Consider the following 19,382-nt stretch of genomic DNA (forward strand, 5'->3'; position numbering starts at 1 on the left):
TTTTGCGATGGCTGGAGCCATCAGCTTAGCCAAAAACCACGGCCTGTGGTTATGGGTCCCCGCGTTCGCGGGGACGACTCGTGGAGGGATCATTGTCATCGCCCTCGATCTCCTGCGGCAGCGCGATCACGACGCGGCCGCCTTTGAGATCGACCTCCGGCACCACTGCGTTCGTGAACGGCAACAGCATCGTCGTGCCCTTGGGTGGCGCGATTTCGATGATGTCGCCGGCGCCGAAATTGTGGATCGCGAGCACGCGGCCGAGCGCGTCGCCGTCGGTGGTGACGGCGGCGAGCCCGATCAGGTCGGTGTGGTAATATTCGTCCTCATCCGTCGCGGGCAGTTTTTCGCGCGCGACGTAGAGCTCGATGCCGTTGAGGCGCTCGGCCTCATCGCGGGTCGTGACGCCCTTGAACGTCGCGACCAGATGATCTTTTGCCTCGCGCGCCGTTGCGACCTCGAACTGGCGCTTGCCGTCCTTGGACAGCAGCGGACCGTAGCTCCTGACGGCAAAGGGATCTTCGGTAAAGGTCCACAATTTGACCGCACCGCGCACACCATGCGCGGCGCCGATCCGCGCGACGCAGACCAGCGCCGACATGACCTAGCCTTAGCCCTTCGCGGCGGCTTCGGCCTGCGCCTTGCGCTCCTTGCGCGGCACGGCCTTCTCGGGGTTGTTGCGCGCTTCGCGCTTCTTGACGCCGGCAGCGTCGAGGAAACGCGCCACGCGGTCGGACGGCTGCGCGCCCTTGGCGAGCCAGGCCTTCACCTTGTCCATGTCGAGCTTCAGACGAGTCTCGTTGTCCTTCGGCAGTAGCGGGTTGAAATAGCCGAGACGCTCGATGAAGCGGCCATCGCGGGGGAAGCGCGAGTCGGCGACGACGACGTGATAGACGGGACGCTTCTTGGTGCCTGCGCGGGCGAGGCGGATAACGACGGACATTCAGTTCTCCTTCAAAGTACAGTTTGTTCGGTTGATTGGTATTTTCGCGCCGCGCGAGACCGTGCGATCCCTCGTGACGAATTCCTCATTTCTTCTTGCCGGGAAAACCGCCGAGGCCCGGCAGCATCGGCTTGCCGCTGAGGCCCGTGAGCCCTGGCACATTCGGCAGGCCCTGACGCAAGCCGGCAGGCAGATCCTTCGGCAAATTGGGCAGACCCTGTCCGCCGCCGCTCTGCATCTTCTCCTGCAGCGCCTTCATCTCTTCCGGCGAAGGCGGCTTCATGCCGCCGCCAAAGCCCATGGCCTGCGCGATGCCGGCGAGCGGGCCGCGCTTGCCCGAGCCCATGGCCTTCATCACATCAGCCATGTTCCGGTGCATCTTGAGCAGCTTGTTGACCTGCTCGACGCTCTGGCCGGACCCTGCAGCGATACGCTTCTTGCGGCTGGCCTTGAGCAAATCGGGATGACGGCGCTCGTCGCGCGTCATGGAATCGATCACCGCGACCTGGCGCTTCAGGATCTTGTCGTCGATGCCGGCGGCCGCAATCTGGTTCTTCATCTTGGCGATGCCGGGCATCATGCCCATCAGCCCGCTGATGCCGCCCATGCTGGCCATCTGCAGCAGCTGCTCGCGCATGTCGTTGAGGTCGAACTGACCCTTGCGCATGCGTTCGGCGGTGCGCGCGGCCTTTTCGGCGTCGATGTTGGCGGCAGCGCGCTCGACCAGCGACACCACGTCGCCCATGCCAAGGATGCGGCCGGCAATACGATCGGGGTGGAAATCTTCCAGCGCGTCGGTCTTTTCACCGGTGCCGATCAGCTTGATTGGCTTGCCGGTGACCGCGCGCATCGACAGCGCAGCACCGCCGCGGCCGTCGCCGTCGACGCGGGTCAGCACGATGCCGGTGAGGCCGACGCGCTGATCGAACGCGCGCGCGAGGTTCACGGCGTCCTGACCGGTGAGGCTGTCGGCGACCAGCAGCACTTCATGCGGATTGGCCGCAGCTTTGATCGCGGCGGCTTCCGCCATCATATCTTCGTCGAGCGTGGTGCGGCCGGCGGTGTCGAGCAGCACGATGTCGTAGCCGCCGAGCTTACCGGCTTCCAGCGCGCGCTTGGCGATCTGCGGCGGCTGCTGTCCCGCCACGATCGGCAGGGTCGGAATGTCGAGGTCGCGGCCGAGCACGGCCAGCTGCTCCATCGCCGCCGGGCGATAGACGTCGAGCGAGGCCATCAGCACCTTGCGCTTGTCGCGCTGGACCAGACGGCGGGCGAGCTTTGCAGTGGTGGTGGTTTTACCGGAGCCTTGCAGACCGACCATCATGATCGGCACCGGCGGCACGGAGTTGACGTCGATGGTCTGGCTTTCGGCCCCAAGCGTGTTGATCAGCTCGTCATGGACGATCTTGACGACCATCTGGCCGGGGGTGACCGACTTGACGACGGTCGCGCCGATCGCCTGCTCGCGCACGCGCTCGGTGAAGCTGCGAACCACCTCGAGCGCGACGTCGGCCTCCAGCAGCGCGCGGCGCACCTCGCGCATCGCGGCATCGACGTCCTTTTCGGTCAGCGCACCGCGCCCCGTCAGACGATCGAGAATTCCGCCAAGCCGTTCCGACAGATTGTCGAACAATGCCGTTGTCCTCTTTTACCTCTCCCCGCTCGCGGGGAGAGGTCGGATCGCCCTTGCGATCCGGGTGAGGGGGTACGGGACCGTCTACGCGCACCATGCGCGGAGAGAGCCCCTCACCCCGACCCTCTCCCCGCAAGAGCGGGGCGAGGGAGAAGAAAGTCCAAACACCTTTACGCCCGAGGGCGCACAGCGCTGTCGGGCGTTGACCTCCGGCCTCGAGGACCAGTCGGCGGGTCGAAAAGAAAGCCTTTCCGAGAAAGTGGCGGGGTTAAACGCCGCTCACGCCCAAAAGTCAAGGAAAGTTAGGGCGCCGGAATGTCTCTACCAAGGTAACATCTTGAAAATACGTCGCTTTCGACTGCAGGTTCCTTTTCCTTTTGCCTCGCCCATATAGAAGGTGATGACTTACCTCCGCCACCAGTCCTGAAGCCCGCCGTGCCGATCACCCGCCGCCGCCTGTTCGGACTGCTTGCCGGGGCAGGCGCCCTGGTCGGTGTCCCGTCCCTTTGGATGTCCCGCATGAAAACCTACGACGGTCCCGCCTCCGACCATTTCGACGGTCTGAACTTCTTCGATCCGGACGGCGCGCCGCCGAAATCGCTTCGGGAGGTGCTGCGTTGGCAGCTCGGCGGCAAGCGGCAGCGCGCCACCTGGCCCGACTGGGCGCCCAGCCCCCATGCCGACACGCCGCCGGCGCGGGTCGACGGCGACAAGGTGCGGCTCTCCTTCGTCGGGCATGCCAGCTGGCTGATCCAGACCGGCGGCCTCAACATTCTGGTCGACCCCGTCTGGTCGACGCGGGTCTCGCCGGTCGCCTGGGCCGGGCCGAAGCGGCACAACGATCCCGGCATCGCCTTCGAGAAGCTGCCGAAGATCGACGTCGTGCTGGTCTCGCACGGCCATTACGATCATCTCGACATCGCGACGCTGTCGCGGCTCACCAAGAATTTTGCCCCGCGCGTGGTGACCCCGCTCGGCAACGACGTGACGATGCGCAGCTGGGATTCCACGATCAAGGTTGAAGCCTTCGACTGGCATGACCGCGTCGAGCTCGGCGGCGGCATCGCCGTGCACTTGGTGCCGACCCGGCACTGGACGGCGCGCGGCATGTTCGATCGCAACAAGGCGCTGTGGGCGAGTTTCGTGCTGGAGACGCCGGCCGGAAAAATCTACGTCGTCTGCGATTCCGGCTATGGCGATGGCCGGCATTTCCGCCGTGTCGCCGAGAAGCATGGGAAGCTGCGACTGGCGATTCTCCCCATCGGCGCCTACGAGCCGCGCTGGTTCATGCGCGACCAGCACATGAATCCGGAGGACGCGGTGAAGGCGCTACGCGATTGCGGCGCCGAGGCCGCGCTCGGGCATCATCACGGCACGTTCCAGCTCACGGATGAGGCGATCGACGCGCCGGCCAAGGCGCTGCTCGAAGCCCTGGATGCTGCGAAGATTCCGCAGGAGAAGTTCGTGGCGATGCAGCCGGGGCAGGTGGTGGAGATTTAGGTCTCGCTGTCGTCCCCGACAAGCGAAGCGGAGCGTAGATCCGGGACCCATACCCACAGGGAGTGGTTTGGCGAAGACTCGGAGTGGGAGAGTTGCCTCACACTCCTCCCTGTGGTTATGGGTCCCCGCCTTCGCGGGGACGACCACCGTTGTTTGGGCGGGCAGCGTGCCTCTTGCGGCCTACTGCCCCGCTTTGATCGCCCAGCTCACATTCACCGTCACCGACAGCGTTTCCTCGCCGGGCGCAACTGCGGCTTGCGGCGCTGCCATCGGCGCTGTCGCCATCCGCCCCTTGAACAGCGGCACCGGGGCGCCGCCCTCGGACACGCTGAGCGGCGCGCCCAGCGTCACGCCGGTGGCCTTGGCGTAGATCTCGGCCTTGCGGCGGGCGTCCACGACCGCCTGCTCGCGCGCGTCGTCGAGCAGTTTTGACGCCTGCGTCACCTCGAAGGAGATGTTGCCGATGTCGTTGGCGCCGGCGCCGACCAGCGTGTCGATGATGGTGGCGACCTTGGTCACGTCGCGAATTTTTACGGTGACACGGTTGCTGGCGCGGAAGCCGACCACCGGGGATGCGCCGGTGGATTTGTTCTGGCCGTATTGCGGTTGCAGCGACAGCCGCGAGGTCTGGTAATCCTTCTCGGCGATGCCGGCGCCCTTCAACGCCAGCAGCACCTTGCCCATCGCGGCGTTGTTGGCATCGGATGCTTCCTTCGCTGTCTTGGCGTCGTTGGCGACGCCGGCGTCGATCTGCGCGAGATCGGGCGCCGCAGAAATGTTGGCTTCGCCGCTCACCGTAATGGCGGATGGAAAATCATCGGCAAGCGCGGGCGTTGTCAGCAGCGTGGCGGCGAAAACGGCGGCAAGGGACGTAGCAAGTACGGTAGTCTTTTTCATCGGTCTCACTTCAGTGGCACGAAAACGTTGATCACGAGCTTGTCCTCTGCCGTCTTGAGTGGATCGGTGAGGTATTCCTCGATGAAGGTGTCCTTGGCTTCCAGTCTCTTGTCGTCGAGGTGATTGGTGATCGCCTCGTAGGTGTTGTCCATGTTGTCGTAGGAACCGCGATGGACGAATTTCAGCACCTTGCCCTCCGGCGACTTGCCGATGCTCATGTCCTTGGCAAGGTTCTTGGGATCCTGCTCGACCGGGATCTCGGCAAGGAAGGTGAAGCCGGTATCGTCGGTCGAGGTGTAGACGATCATCGCATTGCCGGCATGCTTGATGCCCTGCTTGTCCAGGAGCGTATTCAGCGCCTTGAAAGCGTCGATCAGCGTGTCGAAGGCCGAGTCCCAATTGGCAGTGCCCTTGACCATCACGACCTTCTTCGCCTCGAGCGTGGTTTCCAGGCCGAACGGATCGGCGGTCTGCACCGGGGCAGGTGTTGCGGCCGCCGCCGGCGGCGGGGCCGTGGGGCTGGGTGAGGCACTGGCTGCGGGCGAGGGCGACGTTGTCGGGGCCGGCGACGCGCTGGCGGCAGGCGACGGCGCGGGTGAGGCCGTCGCCGTTGGGGCAGGCGAGGCGCTCGCGGCCGGGGCGGGAGAAGCCGATGGGGCCGGCGAGGGACTTGCCGAGGCCGCCGGTGCCGGGCTCGGAGTTTGCGCCAGAACCTCAGGCAGGCCAAGCGACAAGGCCGCTGCCGGGATCAGCGCGGCCAGAGCAAGACGACGAAACCTGATCATTTTTATTCTCCCCAAGGCCTTAGCCAAGGCCCTTCATCAGCAAGACCTTGCCCGCCAAGGCCTAATCCGGCTTGAGCCCGGCCGCGCATCCCGGTTCGCGACGAACTTTCGCCGTTCTAACACGTGGGTGCCAAATTCGTCCCATGACAGATGCGTCATGGCAGTTCTCCTGGCAGTCCTCCTGGCGCCCGGCGGCAAATCACTGGCCAAGCGGCCAAGGATCGCCATATAAGACAGGCGAAATTCGGGAATTTTCATGAGCGCGCTGGCCAACCACGCATTTGCCAAGATGAACGGCATCGGCAACGAGATCGTCGTTGTCGACATGCGCGATTCCGCAGCAAAGGTGACGTCGGACGACGCCCGCGCGGTGGCGTCCGCGAACGGTGGCGTGGCCTACGACCAGCTCATGGTGCTGCAGAAGCCGCGGCTCGACGGCACCGAAGCCTTCATCCGCATCTACAACAGCGATGGCTCCGAGGCCGGTGCCTGCGGCAACGGCATGCGCTGTGTGGTGCGGCGCATCTTCGAGAAGAACGGGCAGACCGCCGCGACGTTCGAGACGGCGGCCGGCTTGCTCAATGCCTGGCAGGGCCCGGCGCCCGATCTCTACACCGTCGATATGGGCGCGCCGAAGTTCGGCTGGCAGGACATTCCGCTGGCGGAAGAGTTCCGCGATACCCGCTACATCGAATTGCAGATCGGGCCGATCGACAATCCGATCCTGCATTCGCCCTCCGTGTTGAGCATGGGCAATCCGCATGCGATTTTCTGGGTCGACGACGTCGACGCCTATGATCTCGAGCGTTTCGGTCCGCTGCTCGAAAACCACCCGATCTTCCCGGAGCGCGCCAACATCACGCTCGCCCATATCGTCGATGACAAGCACATCACGATCCGCACCTGGGAGCGCGGTGCCGGCCTGACCAGGGCCTGCGGCTCGGCGGCCTGCGCCACGGCCGTCGGTGCGGCCCGCCTGAAGCGGGCCGAGCGCAAGGTCGAGATCACGCTGCCCGGCGGCAAGCTCGGCATCGAATGGCGCGAACGCGACGATCACGTGCTGATGACGGGCACGGCGACCTTCGAATATGAGGGCAGATTCGATCCGGCGCTGTTTGCGCCGGCCGCCTGATGGCCGTCGACGTCGTCACCTTCGGCTGCCGCCTCAATGCTTTCGAGGCCGAAGTGATCCGCCGCGAGGCCGAGGGTGCTGGCCTTTCAGACACCATCGTCATCAACAGTTGCGCCGTCACCAACGAGGCGGTGGCGCAGGCGCGGCAATCGATCCGCAAACTGAAGCGCGAACGGCCCGAGGCGCGCATCGTCGTCACCGGTTGCGCGGCGCAGACGCAAGCTGCGATGTTCGCCGACATGACCGAGGTCGATCGCGTCGTCGGCAACGACGACAAGATGCGCCGCCAAGCCTGGCGCGAGGCCCGCGATGCCTTCGATCTCGGCGCCGGCGAGAAGATCGCCGTCAGCGACATCATGGCCGTGAGGGAGATGGCGCCGCATCTCATCGACGGCTATACGAGCGGCCTGCCGCGCGTGTTCGTGCAGGTGCAGAACGGCTGCGACCATCGCTGCACCTTCTGCATCATCCCCTATGGCCGCGGCAATTCGCGCTCGGTACCGATGGGCGCGGTGGTCGAGCAGGTGCGGACGCTGGCCGAGCGCGGCCATGCCGAGATCGTGCTGACCGGTGTCGATCTCACCAGCTACGGCACTGACCTTCCGGGCGCGCCGAAGCTCGGCATGCTGACGAAGCAGATCTTGCGGCATGTGCCGGAACTCAGGCGCCTGCGCATCTCCTCGATCGATTCGATCGAGGTGGATGCTGATCTGCTTGACGCCATCGCCGGCGATGCGCGGCTGATGCCGCATCTGCATCTGTCGCTGCAATCCGGCGACGACATGATCCTGAAGCGGATGAAGCGGCGGCATTCACGGCAGGACGCGATCGTGTTCTGCGAGCAGGTGCGCCGCCTGCGCCCCGATGTCCTGTTCGGTGCCGACATCATCGCGGGTTTCCCGACCGAGACGGAGGAGATGTTTTCGCGCTCGCTCGATCTGGTCGAGGAATGCGGCCTGACATTCCTGCACGTCTTCCCCTATTCACCTCGCCCCGGCACGCCGGCCGCACGGATGCCGCAGGTGGCGGGGCCGGCGATCAAGGAGCGCGCGAAGCGGCTGCGGGCAGCTGGCGAGATGGCGCTACGCAAGCGGCTGCAAGCCGAAATCGGTGCCACGCGCGATGTGCTGATCGAGAGTGAGGCGCAGGGCCGCACGGAGCATTACCTGCCGGTGGCGATCGCTGGCGAGCGGGTGGGAAGCGTGGTGTCGCTGCGGATCGTTGGCGGCGATGGTGAGCGACTGACTACTTAGTCGGGCTACGGCGAGTTGGACGCGCTATATCCCCAGCGTCGTCCCTGCGAACGCAGGGACCCATACCGCGTGATTTATCGGTTGCGGATGGTCGCAGTACCGAATTCCGAATCTTCGCCAAACGTCACCCTGTGGTTATGGGTCCCTGCGTTCGCAGGGACGAAACCGAGGGTGTGGATATGCCTGCCCAAAGAGCGCGCCCTACGACGCCCTGACCTGCCAGAAGCGCAGCGTCCGCTTTGCATTCTCCGGCGTCATCCGCGCAAAGTGCCCTTGCGCTCTTGCAAGATCGGCCGGCTTCATGGCGCCTGTGGCAAAGCGGCTTTCGAGCACGGCGGTTGTGGTCTCCCAGCTGAGCTGCGCCGCCTTGCACGGCACCAGCAAGCCGTCGTCGCGCAGGCTCTGCATCAGCGGGCGGATCACCTCGACGGTTGATCCGGACAATGCGGCCAGCGCCGCGGCGGTCTCTTCATAGCGCCGCTGCGCGGCGAAACCGAGCAGCGTCGCTTCGCTGAGCTGGCCGGTCGCCTTGAGCATTGCAATCGCCCGCTTGGCACCTTCGAAATCGCGGACGCCCGACATCTCGCGATCGACACCGACGGTGACGGCGGCGATCGCGCTCTGGATTTCCTCGAACAGATGCGGCGGCGCGCGCGACAGCAGGCGGGCGCGCACGGCATCGCTGGCCGAGCGCAGCAATCGACGGCGCAGCTCCGACGGCAGGTCGACGCGGACGCCGACACTGACGGCAAGTTCGGGATCGGCCTCGGCCTGCCCGATTATGACGGCGAATCCGTTTCCGGAGACGCGCGCGCCGGGATTGGCAGCGAGCCGCCGGTTGACGCTGGGATAGCGGCGCGCCAGAAGTGCGTCGGTGACGATTTCCTTTAACCACCAGCGGCCGGCGATCGCCAGCAGATGCGGCTCGCCCTTGGATGATGCGATCTTCACCAGCTCGCCGTCGTCGAGGCGGGCGGATTCCTGCAGCACGGGACCGGCGATGCGGATCTCGTTATTGCTGGCGAGGCGGCGGATTACCGAAGGCGGCGCCTGCGCGATCGGCGCCAGCTGCGCGCTGATCTCGGCGAGCGCGATGCGTGCGCCCATGTCGGCAAGGGCGCGAAGCTCGATGGTGCCGATCAGGCGCTCGAGCACCTCGTCGAACAGCGCGATCTGCTCGTCGTCGAAACTGCCGGCAGAGGAGAGGAACAGGTCGGTGACGCGCCGGGCCGTTTCCAGGCCCTTTTCCGCCGAGCCTGCGCGAATCGCGGATTCGACCTCTTCGATGATCGATAGCTCGGCCTTGGACATCACGCCTGCTCATCCTGAGCGGTTACAGAAGCTTGTTCTAAGCAACCGTCATCATTAGCGCCGAGCGCTGAACGTTTCGTAAACCATGGGCGGAAGGCGAGTGCCGACCCTCATCCTGAGGAGCCTGCAAAGCGGGCGTCTCGAAGGATGGCCGCGGGCGAGATGCGGGCCTTTCTTGGCGGCCTGCTCACCCTGAGGGTCTAAAAGATTATTCCCCGTTCCAGCCGCAGGCGCGGAGCTTTTCGTGCATGTGGGGCGGGGCCGGCGCCACGACGCGGACGGGCTCCTTGTTCCGGGAGATCGGCACCACGATCTCGCGGGAATGCAGGTGCAGCTTTGGCTCGCCGAAACGCGGGCCGTTGCCGTAAATGTTATCGCCGAAGATCGGCCAGCCGGTCGCGGCCGAATGCACCCGCAATTGATGGGTCCGCCCGGTCACCGGTTCCATGGCCAGCCAGGTGAAACCGTCACCCCGGCCCATTACTTTCCAGTTCGTGATCGCCTTCTGTCCCTCAGGATCAGGCTTCTGCCACCAGCCCCGTTCGGCGTTGAGCCGGCCGAGCGGCATGTCGATGGTGCCCTCGTCCTCGGCGGGGCCGCCCTCGACCACGGTCCAGTAGGTCTTGCCGATCTTGCCATGCTTGAAGAGGAGGCCGAGCGAGGCCGTTGCCTTGCGGTGGCGGCCGAGCACGAGGCAGCCGGAGGTGTCCTTGTCCAGCCGGTGAGCGAGCACCGGCGGCCGCGGCAGGCCGAAGCAGAGCGCGTCGAACGAGGCCTCCAGATTGGCGCCGCCCTTGGGACCGCGATGCACCGGCAGGCCGGCCGGCTTGTCGATGATCAGCATCAGCCCGTCGCGATGGAGCACGCGGGCCAGAATTTCATCGGCCGTCAATTGGGGAACATCGAGCAATTGCAAGACTTTCGGTCAAGACTTTCGTTTGGCAGCCGGAACGGCTAACACACCCCCGCCATGAACGATACCACGTCAGATCCCCCCAAGCTGAGCTGGTGGCGCCGCCTGTCCAACGGGCTGAAGCGCACCTCGTCCTCGCTCGGGACCGCGGTCGCCGACCTCGTCACCAAGCGCAAGCTCGACCGCGCCATGCTCGACGACATCGAGGACGTGCTGCTGCGCGCCGATCTCGGCACGTCAGTCGCGGTGCGGATCGCGGACGCCGTCGGCACCGGACGCTACGACAAGGCGATCTCGGCGGACGAGGTCAAGGACGTCGTCGCCACCGAGGTCGAGAAGGTGCTGGCGCCGGTGGCAAAGCCGCTCGAGATCGATACGGCCAGGAAGCCGTTCGTGATCCTCGTGGTCGGGGTCAACGGCTCGGGCAAGACCACCACCATCGGAAAACTCTCGCAGAAATTCGCCTCCGAAGGCCGCAAGGTGATGCTGGCCGCCGGCGACACGTTTCGCGCTGCGGCGATCGAACAGCTCAAGGTGTGGGGCGAGCGGACGAAGACGCCCGTGATCGCGGGCGCGCAGGGCTCGGATTCGGCGAGCCTTGCCTTCAACGCGCTGACGGCGGCGAAGGAGCAGAATATCGACGTGCTCCTGATCGACACCGCCGGCCGGCTGCAGAACAAGGCCGAGCTGATGAACGAGCTCGAAAAGGTCGTGCGTGTGATCCGCAAGGTGGATGACACTGCGCCGCATGCCGTGCTGCTTGTGCTCGATGCCACCGTCGGCCAGAACGCGCTGTCGCAGGTCGAGGCCTTCCATCGCACCGCCGGGGTCACCGGCCTCGTGATGACGAAGCTCGACGGCACTGCGCGCGGCGGCATTCTGGTGGCGCTCGCGGAGAAGTTCAAACTGCCGGTGCATTTCATCGGCGTCGGCGAAGGCGTCGACGATCTCGCGCCGTTCACCGCGCGCGACTTCGCCCGCGCCATTGCCGGAATCGAAAGCTGAAGAATGGACAAGACCCAGCCGCATCCGCTGTTCAAGCTGGCGACCGAGCTCGGGCCGCTGCTCGTGTTCTTCTTCGTGAACGCGAAGTTCAATCTATTCGCGGCGACCGGCGCCTTCATGGTCGCGATCGTGGCGGCGATGGTCGCCTCCTATGTGGTGACGCGCCACATTCCGATCATGGCGATCGTCACGGGCGTGATCGTGCTGGTGTTCGGCACGCTGACGCTGGTGCTGCACGACGAGACCTTCATCAAGCTCAAGCCGACCATCATCTACGGCCTGTTCGCTGCGATCCTCGGCGGCGGCCTGTTGTTCGGCCGCTCCTTCATCGCCGTCATGTTCGACCAGATGTTCAATCTGACGCCGCAGGGCTGGCGCATCCTCACCCTGCGCTGGGCGCTGTTCTTTGCCGGCATGGCGGTGCTGAACGAGATCGTCTGGCGCACCCAGAGCACCGACTTCTGGGTGAACTTCAAGGTGTTCGGCGTGACCCCGTTGACCATGGTCTTCGCCATCGCCCAGATGCCGCTGACCAAGCGCTACCACCTCGAGCCGGCGTCGCTGGAAGCGAGCGAGGCGGACGCGGGGGATGTTAGGAAGGGGTAAGCTCTCGTGTCCCGGACGCGCGAAGCGCGAGCCGGGACCCAGGCTCTTTCCGGCAATGCAGCCGTGGTGAGATGGGCCCCGGCTCAGCAGCGCATCGATGAAGGATCGCTGCGCTGCGTCCGGGGCACGAGCTGCCTTACGAGCCTGCCCCCAGCGCCTTCTCCATCTGCGGCAACAACACGTTGCGCAGATTGTCCGGCGTGATCGGGCCGACCAGCTTGTAGACGATGGTGCCTTCGCGGCCGACGACGAAGGTTTCGGGCACGCCGTAGACGCCCCATTCGATCGAGGCGCGGCCGTTGGCATCCACGCCGACGCGACCGAACGGGTTGCCGTAGCGCCCGAGGAAGCGCCGCGCATTGTCGGACGCGTCCTTGTAGTTGATGCCGACGAGCTGGAAGCGCTTGTCCTTGGCGAACTCGGTCAAAAGCGGCGCCTCGTCATGACAGGGCACGCACCAGGATGCCCAGACATTGACCAGGCTGACCTTGCCCTTGAACGCGGCGGGATCGAGGCCCGGCACCTGCGCATTGTCGATCTGCAATCCCTCGAGCGGCGGCAGCGCCGTCTGCGGCGCGGGACGACCGATCAGCGCGGAGGGAATCCGCGAGGGATCGCCGCTGCCGAGCCGGAACCAGAACAGCAGCGCCAGTGCGATGAACGCAATCAGCGGCAGCACCATCAGGAAAGTGCGGCGCTGCGGCGCTGCGGAGGTCGATTGCTCGTTCATGATGCGTCCATGGCGCTACGGCCGGAGCGGCGGGTGATGCCGCTGCGGTCGAGCTCGCGCAGGCGCTGCGTCTGGTTGCGATAGTCGAGCACGATCCAGCCGATCAGGATCACGACCACGAGGGCCGCTGCGGCATAGGACGTCACGATGAAGGATGCATAAGGACCGAGCGACATCATCCTGCGGCCCCAATTTCTTTCGACGCGTTTTGTCCGCGCGAACCGGCGCCCATTTCGCTCGAGAATGCGACCCGGCTCGCCTGCATCATTTGCAGGGAGCGGACCCGGCGGCGCAGGATTTCATTGCGCATCGCCGCCAGATGCAGCGTGACGAACAGCAGCGTGAAGGCGATCGCCATCACCAGCAGCGGAATCAGGAACGATTTGTCGAGGGCCGAGCCGCCCATGCGCATCACCGAGGCCGGCTGGTGCAGCGTATTCCACCAGTCGACCGAGAACTTGATGATCGGCAGGTTGAGCGCGCCGACCAGGGTCAGCACCGCGGCGGCGCGTGCGGCGCGCGAGGGATCGTCCACGGCGCGCCACAGCGCCATCAGGCCGAGATACATCAGGAACAGGATCAGCACCGAAGTGAGCCGCGCATCCCACTCCCAATAGGTGCCCCACATCGGCCGGCCCCACAGCGAGCCCGTCAGCAGTGCGAGGAAGGTGAAGGCGGCGCCGATCGGCGCTGCGGCCTTGGCGGCGACGTCGGCGAGCGGATGCCGCCACACCAGCGTGCCGAGCGAAGCGATGCTCATCACGCCCCAGACGAACATCGACAGCCAGGCATTGGGCACGTGGATGAACATGATCTTCACGGTCGCGCCTTGCTGATAGTCGTCGGGCGCAAGCGCGATTTGATAGAGACCGATTGCAAGGAGGAGCACGGTCGCGGCCGCGAGCCACGGCAGGACCCGCGCTGTCAGCGCGAGGAACCGCGTGGGGTTGGCGAGGTCGATCAGCGTCATGGTACCCTGATAATCATCGGTGGCCGCTCAGGCAATCAGCACGAAAGCGAGGGACGAAAGTTGATCGGGGTCAAGGTCAGTCCAGCGCATCTCAGTCGAGCCCGTGCCGCAGGCTCGCTGCGGCTGCGAAGGGGCCAATCACGAGGCTGACCAGGGACAGCGCGCACAGGATCGAGAACGGTGCGCCGAACGACATCGGACCGACGATCACGGCCTGCGAGGCCGCAACCCCGAAAATCAGCACGGGAATCGACAGCGGCAGCACCAGCACCGCCATCAGCAGCCCGCCGCGGTGCAGGGTCACCGCCAGCGCCGCGCCGATCATGCCGGTGAAGGTCAGGGCCGGGGTGCCCGCCAGCAGTGTCAGCGCCACCGCGCCGGTCGCGACCATGTCGAGGTTGAGCAACAGGCCGAGCACGGGGGTTGCGACAATCAGCGGCAGGCCGGCGGCTAGCCAATGCGCCAGCGCCTTGGCGGCGCAGGCGAGTTCCAGCGGCGTCCGGCTCATCGTGATCAGGTCGAGCGAGCCGTCCTCGTGATCGGCCATGAACAACCGGTCGAGGGTGAGCAGGCTCGCCAGCAGCGCGCCGAGCCAGAGGATGGCCGGCCCCAGCCGCGACAGCAGCGCCAGGTCCGGCCCCACCGCGAACGGCATCAGCACCACCACGGTCAGGAAGAACAGCACGCCAATCAGCGCCCCGCCGCCGACGCGGAGCGCGATCCTGACGTCCCGGCGGACGAGGGCGGAGAGGGCGGTCATGGGGTGACTCCCGCGGCGAGGCGGCTATGGGAGCCCGGCTCCCGCCACAGGCACACTGCGCTCCCTCCCCCCTTGCGGGGGAGGGCGGGGGAGAGGGGTAGCCCCGGGTGAGATACTCGTTTGAGGTGAGCCGCCAGCAACAAAACGCCTGCCTCCGCAACGCCAGAACCGACAGGTCTTGCCGTGTGGCACCCCTCTCCCTGACCCTCCCCCGCAAGGGGGGAGGGAACGGAGAGGCCGGGGGCCAGCCGCTCGGAAAGCTGAGGGTCGTGTCGCCTCACGCCACACCCCCGATCCGCAGCTCCCGCGAATCGATCCCCAGCGGCGCATGGGTCGCCGCGACGATCAGGCCGCCGCGCGACAGGTGCTCGCGCATCAGGCCGCCGAACATGTCCTGGCCGGTCACGTCCAGCGCATTGGTCGGCTCATCCAGCAGCCAGACCGGGCGGCGGACGGTTAAAAGGCGCGCCAGCGACAACCGGCGGCGCTGGCCGGCCGACAGGAAGCCGGCGGGGAGGTGGGTGGCATGTTCGAGCCCCACCGTGGCGAGGCTCTGGGCGAAGTCAAGACGCTCTCCCCCAAGGAAATCGGCCCAGAATGTCAGGTTTTCGGCCACGCTGAGCGCAGGCTTCAGGGCATCGCGATGGCCGAGATAGTGGCACTGCTCCGGCAGCGTCATTTCAGCGTCGCCGCCGTCCAGTACGATCGTGCCGCCCGCCGGAACCAGCAGGCCCGCGATCAGCCGCAGCAGCGAGGTCTTGCCTGACCCGTTGCGGCCGACGACCGCCACCGCTTCGCCGGCGACGGCCTCGAAATCGAGCCCGGCAAACACCTCGCGGCCGCCGCGCACGCAAACGATCCCGCGTCCAGACAGCTGCATCTTGCTTCGTACCACCCCGCTCAAAGCCGGGCCTCAGGAAAACTTGGGGTAGCGCATGGGAATTTTTGGCTCGCGAATGCTGCGGTACGATTGTGGCTGTGGCGGCGCGGTTAGAAAGCTTCTATAAGCCCGGAACTACTTGATGCAGCAACTCAACCTGCCCCTGCAAGCGGCCCAGCCTGATACGCTGACGGTGTTAAAATACCCTGCCGGGTATAACTAACAATTGGGATTCCTACATGACCTCGCTCGACAGCTTCAAATGCAAAAAGACCCTCAAGGTCGGCGCCAAGACCTATGTCTATTACAGCCTGCCCACGGCCGAGAAGAATGGTCTGAAGGGAATTTCCAAACTTCCCTATTCGATGAAGGTCCTGCTCGAGAACCTCCTGCGCAACGAGGACGGCCGCTCGGTCAAGAAAGAGGACATCGTCGCGGTCTCGAAATGGCTGCGCAAGAAGTCGCTGGAGCATGAGATCGCCTTCCGCCCGGCGCGCGTGCTGATGCAGGACTTCACCGGCGTGCCCGCGGTGGTCGACCTCGCCGCGATGCGCAACGCGATGCAGAAGCTCGGCGGCGATGCCGAGAAGATCAATCCGCTGGTTCCGGTCGATCTCGTCATCGACCATTCCGTGATCGTGAACTTCTTCGGTGACAACAAGGCTTTCGGCAAGAACGTCGCCGAGGAATACAAGCAGAACCAGGAGCGCTACGAGTTCCTGAAGTGGGGCCAGAAGGCGTTCTCGAACTTCTCCGTCGTGCCGCCCGGCACCGGCATCTGCCACCAGGTCAATCTCGAATATCTCTCCCAGACGGTCTGGACCAAGAAGGAGAAGATGACGGTCGGCAAGAAGACCGGCACCTTCGAGGTCGCCTATCCCGATTCGCTGGTCGGCACCGACTCCCACACCACCATGGTCAATGGTCTCGCCGTGCTCGGCTGGGGCGTCGGCGGCATCGAGGCGGAAGCCTGCATGCTCGGCCAGCCGCTGTCGATGCTGCTGCCCAACGTCGTCGGCTTCAAGCTGAAGGGCGCGATGAAGGAGGGCGTCACCGCGACCGACCTCGTGCTCACCGTGACGCAGATGCTGCGCAAGCTCGGCGTGGTCGGCAAGTTCGTCGAGTTCTTCGGCCCCGGCCTCGACAATCTCTCGGTCGCCGACAAGGCGACCATCGCCAACATGGCGCCCGAATACGGCGCGACCTGCGGCTTCTTCCCGGTCGACGCCGCCGCGATCGACTATCTCAAGACCTCCGGCCGTGCGGCGCCGCGCGTCGCGCTGGTGCAGGCCTACGCCAAGGCGCAAGGGCTGTTCCGCACCGCCAAGTCGGCCGATCCGGTGTTCACGGAAACGCTGACGCTCGATCTCGCCGACGTCGTGCCGTCGATGGCCGGTCCGAAGCGTCCCGAAGGCCGCATCGCGCTGCCGTCGGTCGCCGAAGGCTTCTCGCTTGCGCTCGGCACCGAGTACAAGAAGGCCGAGGAACCCAGCAAGCGCTTCGCCGTCGAAGGCAAGGACTTCGAGATCGGCCACGGCGACGTCGTGATCGCCGCCATCACCTCCTGCACCAACACCTCGAACCCGAGCGTGCTGATCGGCGCGGGCCTCCTGGCGCGCAACGCCGCTGCGAAGGGCCTCAAGGCCAAGCCGTGGGTGAAGACCTCGCTCGCCCCGGGCAGCCAGGTCGTGGCCGGCTATCTGGCCGATTCCGGTCTGCAGAAGGATCTCGACAAGGTCGGCTTCAACCTGGTCGGCTTCGGCTGCACCACCTGCATCGGCAATTCAGGTCCGCTGCCTGAGGAGATCTCGAAGTCGATCAACGACAACGGCATCGTCGCCGCGGCCGTGCTCTCCGGCAACCGCAACTTCGAAGGCCGTGTCTCGCCGGACGTGCAGGCGAACTACCTGGCCTCGCCGCCGCTGGTCGTCGCCCACGCGCTCGCGGGCAGCGTCACCAAGAACCTCGCGGTCGAGCCGCTCGGCGAGGGCAAGGACGGCAAGCCGGTGTACCTCAAGGACATCTGGCCGACGACCAAGGAAATCAACGCCTTCATGAAGAAGTTCGTGACCGCGTCGATCTTCAAGAAGAAGTACGCCGACGTGTTCAAGGGCGACACCAACTGGCGCAAGATCAAGACCGTCGAGAGCGAGACCTATCGCTGGAACATGTCTTCGACCTACGTGCAGAACCCGCCTTATTTCGACGGGATGAAGAAGGAGCCGGAGCCGGTCACCGACATCGTCGAGGCGCGCATCCTCGCCATGTTCGGCGACAAGATCACCACCGACCACATCTCGCCGGCCGGTTCGATCAAGCTCACCTCTCCGGCTGGAAAATATCTCAGCGAGCACCAGGTGCGTCCCGCCGACTTCAACCAGTACGGCACGCGTCGCGGCAACCATGAAGTGATGATGCGCGGCACCTTCGCCAACATCCGCATCAAGAACTTCATGCTCAAAGGCGCGGACGGCAACATCCCCGAGGGCGGTCTCACCAAGCACTGGCCCGACGGCGAGCAGATGTCGATCTACGACGCCGCGATGAAGTACCAGCAGGAGCAGGTGCCGCTGGTGGTGTTCGCCGGTGCCGAATACGGCAATGGCTCCTCGCGCGACTGGGCGGCCAAGGGCACCCGCCTGCTCGGTGTGCGCGCCGTGATCTGCCAGAGCTTCGAGCGCATCCATCGCTCCAACCTGGTCGGCATGGGCGTGCTGCCGCTCACCTTCGAGGAGGGCACCTCCTGGTCGTCGCTCGGCCTCAAGGGCGACGAGAAGGTCACGTTGCGTGGCCTGGTCGGCGACCTCAAGCCGCGCCAGAAGCTGACCGCGGAGATCGTCTCCGGCGACGGTTCGCTGCAGCGCGTTTCGCTGCTCTGCCGCATCGATACGCTGGACGAGCTCGACTACTACCGGAACGGCGGTATTCTGCACTACGTGCTGCGCAAGCTCGCGGCCTAAGCGCGAATTTGTGAACGGTGGCTCACCGCGACGTGAGTAGAAGGTTAAACGAAGGCGGCCTATCACAAGGCCGCCTTCGTGCGTTTGCGGCATGCTCCAGATGGGCCCGCCCGGCGGAAAACCTCCTTTCGGACGGTTGGCCTGGACGGTCGAGTGTGTCGCGCCCCGTAAGACTACGGTGACCATCCGGCGATAAGATCTCCCTTTCCACGAGCAATGGTGTGCGGCGTTCGACATGACAACAATGACGGCTTCTCATCTGGTTTCACGTTGGTCCGGTGCCCTCTGGTCGGGAGCTCTCGGCATCTGTGCGATCGTCGCCGTCATCCGTCCGGCGGAGGCCGATCCCCGCGCCGTCGTCGAATTGTTTACCTCGCAGGGCTGCTCCTCCTGCCCGCCCGCCGACCAGATCATCGGCGATCTCTCCAAAGACCCGTCAATCATCGCGCTGAGCATGCCGATCGACTATTGGGACTATCTGGGCTGGAAGGACACGCTGGCGGATTCGCGCTTCTCTGCACGGCAGCGTGCTTATTCGCGCATGCGCGGCGACCGCGAGGTCTACACGCCGCAGGTCGTAGTCAACGGCTCCACCCATGTCATCGGCAGCGATCGTGCCGGCATCGAGAGCGCGATCGGCAAGACTGACAAGGGCACGGGTGTGATGAGCGTGCCGGTGACGATGTCGCTCGCGGGCAAGCAGATCAACGTGTCGGTGGCGGCGAGCAACGAGCCGGCCGTCTCGCATGGCGAGGTCTGGATCTGCTCGATCGCCAAGTCGGTCCCGATCGCGATCACTCGCGGCGAGAATCGCGGACAGCAGGTCACCTATCACAACGTGGTGCGCAACCTGCTCAAGGTTGGCGACTGGACCGGGCGTTCAGAAAGCTGGACGGTGCCGATCGAGAACCTCACACGCGACGGCGTCGACGGCGCGGTGGTCTATGTCCAGGACGGCAGCCGCGACAAGCCCGGCACGATGCTGGGCGCGGCCTACACGTCGCTGCACTGATTTCAATTCTCCAGCGTCGTACTCACTGCCACTCTCATGGTGAGGCGCGCGCCCTTGCGCGCGTCTACCGGACGATGCTTCGCATCGCCGTC

19 protein-coding genes are annotated in these 19,382 nt (G+C 65.3%); 7 read left to right on the plus strand and 12 right to left on the minus strand.

Annotation, left to right across the window (positions count from 1 at the left end; genetic code table 11):
* Positions 1-49: 49 nt before the first annotated feature.
* The 3 genes from rimM to ffh form a co-directional block, all read right to left on the minus strand.
* Positions 50-601 carry a ribosome maturation factor RimM gene (rimM, locus tag CIT37_RS01890; protein ID WP_028139247.1) on the minus strand — a complete coding sequence of 184 codons (552 nt, stop codon included), beginning with the start codon at positions 599-601 and terminating at the stop codon, positions 50-52.
* Positions 602-610: 9 nt separating this feature from the next.
* Entirely contained in the window at positions 611-943 is a 333-nt protein-coding gene (rpsP, locus tag CIT37_RS01895) for a 30S ribosomal protein S16 (protein WP_008133080.1), read from the minus strand.
* Positions 944-1,028: 85 nt separating this feature from the next.
* On the minus strand, positions 1,029-2,576 hold the full coding sequence (ffh, locus tag CIT37_RS01900; RefSeq protein ID WP_095425488.1) for a signal recognition particle protein: 1,548 nt from the start codon (positions 2,574-2,576) through the stop codon (positions 1,029-1,031).
* Between the two features lie 435 nt (positions 2,577-3,011).
* On the opposite strand from ffh, the gene CIT37_RS01905 reads away from it, so the two are divergent.
* Positions 3,012-4,076, plus strand: a complete 1,065-nt coding sequence (locus CIT37_RS01905; RefSeq protein ID WP_161966310.1) for an MBL fold metallo-hydrolase — start codon at positions 3,012-3,014, stop codon at positions 4,074-4,076.
* Positions 4,077-4,256: 180 nt separating this feature from the next.
* On the opposite strand, the gene CIT37_RS01910 is transcribed toward CIT37_RS01905, so the two are convergent.
* Positions 4,257-4,973, minus strand: coding sequence for an SIMPL domain-containing protein (locus CIT37_RS01910; protein WP_161966311.1), 717 nt, complete (start codon positions 4,971-4,973; stop codon positions 4,257-4,259).
* A gap of 5 nt (positions 4,974-4,978) precedes the next feature.
* Positions 4,979-5,758, minus strand: a complete 780-nt coding sequence (locus CIT37_RS01915) for a GyrI-like domain-containing protein (protein ID WP_028139243.1) — start codon at positions 5,756-5,758, stop codon at positions 4,979-4,981.
* A 256-nt stretch (positions 5,759-6,014) separates the two neighbouring features.
* Here CIT37_RS01915 and dapF point away from each other — a divergent pair, with 256 nt between their 5' ends.
* Together dapF and mtaB are read left to right on the plus strand one after the other, a co-directional pair.
* On the plus strand, positions 6,015-6,890 hold the full coding sequence (gene dapF, locus CIT37_RS01920; RefSeq protein ID WP_095425486.1) for a diaminopimelate epimerase: 876 nt from the start codon (positions 6,015-6,017) through the stop codon (positions 6,888-6,890).
* On the plus strand, positions 6,890-8,143 hold the full coding sequence (gene mtaB, locus CIT37_RS01925) for a tRNA (N(6)-L-threonylcarbamoyladenosine(37)-C(2))-methylthiotransferase MtaB (RefSeq protein ID WP_038949849.1): 1,254 nt from the start codon (positions 6,890-6,892) through the stop codon (positions 8,141-8,143). The genes dapF and mtaB overlap by 1 nt, the downstream gene beginning before the upstream one ends.
* Positions 8,144-8,344: 201 nt before the next feature.
* Here mtaB and CIT37_RS01930 read toward each other — a convergent pair whose 3' ends face one another.
* Positions 8,345-9,454, minus strand: coding sequence for a DUF2336 domain-containing protein (locus tag CIT37_RS01930; RefSeq protein WP_028139240.1), 1,110 nt, complete (start codon positions 9,452-9,454; stop codon positions 8,345-8,347).
* Positions 9,455-9,662: 208 nt separating this feature from the next.
* Positions 9,663-10,364, minus strand: a complete 702-nt coding sequence (locus CIT37_RS01935; RefSeq protein ID WP_028139239.1) for an RluA family pseudouridine synthase — start codon at positions 10,362-10,364, stop codon at positions 9,663-9,665.
* Positions 10,365-10,424: 60 nt separating this feature from the next.
* Here CIT37_RS01935 and ftsY point away from each other — a divergent pair, with 60 nt between their 5' ends.
* The gene (gene ftsY, locus CIT37_RS01940) at positions 10,425-11,372 is read left to right on the plus strand and encodes a signal recognition particle-docking protein FtsY (protein ID WP_028139238.1); all 948 of its coding nucleotides are present in this window, start codon (positions 10,425-10,427) and stop codon (positions 11,370-11,372) included.
* 3 nt (positions 11,373-11,375) lie between these two features.
* Positions 11,376-11,978 carry a septation protein A gene (locus CIT37_RS01945; RefSeq protein ID WP_028139237.1) on the plus strand — a complete coding sequence of 201 codons (603 nt, stop codon included), beginning with the start codon at positions 11,376-11,378 and terminating at the stop codon, positions 11,976-11,978.
* Between the two features lie 136 nt (positions 11,979-12,114).
* On the opposite strand, the gene CIT37_RS01950 is transcribed toward CIT37_RS01945, so the two are convergent.
* The 5 genes from CIT37_RS01950 to ccmA all read right to left on the minus strand — a co-directional run bounded on the left by CIT37_RS01950 (position 12,115) and on the right by ccmA (position 15,318).
* On the minus strand, positions 12,115-12,708 hold the full coding sequence (locus CIT37_RS01950) for a DsbE family thiol:disulfide interchange protein (RefSeq protein ID WP_028139236.1): 594 nt from the start codon (positions 12,706-12,708) through the stop codon (positions 12,115-12,117).
* Entirely contained in the window at positions 12,705-12,884 is a 180-nt protein-coding gene (ccmD, locus tag CIT37_RS01955) for a heme exporter protein CcmD (protein WP_038949857.1), read from the minus strand. The genes CIT37_RS01950 and ccmD overlap by 4 nt, the downstream gene beginning before the upstream one ends.
* Positions 12,884-13,678, minus strand: a complete 795-nt coding sequence (locus CIT37_RS01960; protein ID WP_028139235.1) for a heme ABC transporter permease — start codon at positions 13,676-13,678, stop codon at positions 12,884-12,886. The genes ccmD and CIT37_RS01960 overlap by 1 nt, the downstream gene beginning before the upstream one ends.
* A gap of 91 nt (positions 13,679-13,769) precedes the next feature.
* Positions 13,770-14,438 (minus strand): heme exporter protein CcmB, encoded by a 669-nt coding sequence (gene ccmB, locus CIT37_RS01965; RefSeq protein WP_095425485.1) that lies wholly within the window; start codon positions 14,436-14,438, stop codon positions 13,770-13,772.
* 277 nt (positions 14,439-14,715) lie between these two features.
* Positions 14,716-15,318, minus strand: a complete 603-nt coding sequence (gene ccmA / locus CIT37_RS01970) for a heme ABC exporter ATP-binding protein CcmA (protein ID WP_095425484.1) — start codon at positions 15,316-15,318, stop codon at positions 14,716-14,718.
* A 239-nt stretch (positions 15,319-15,557) separates the two neighbouring features.
* Here ccmA and acnA point away from each other — a divergent pair, with 239 nt between their 5' ends.
* Together acnA and CIT37_RS01980 are read left to right on the plus strand one after the other, a co-directional pair.
* Positions 15,558-18,278, plus strand: a complete 2,721-nt coding sequence (gene acnA, locus CIT37_RS01975) for an aconitate hydratase AcnA (protein WP_028139232.1) — start codon at positions 15,558-15,560, stop codon at positions 18,276-18,278.
* Positions 18,279-18,513: 235 nt separating this feature from the next.
* A complete protein-coding gene (locus CIT37_RS01980; RefSeq protein WP_028139231.1) occupies positions 18,514-19,290 on the plus strand; it encodes a DUF1223 domain-containing protein in 777 nt (258 codons plus the stop codon).
* Positions 19,291-19,382 lie beyond the last annotated feature (92 nt).

Source organism: Bradyrhizobium ottawaense (genome assembly GCF_002278135.3).
Taxonomy (GTDB): Bacteria; Pseudomonadota; Alphaproteobacteria; order Rhizobiales; family Xanthobacteraceae; genus Bradyrhizobium; species Bradyrhizobium ottawaense.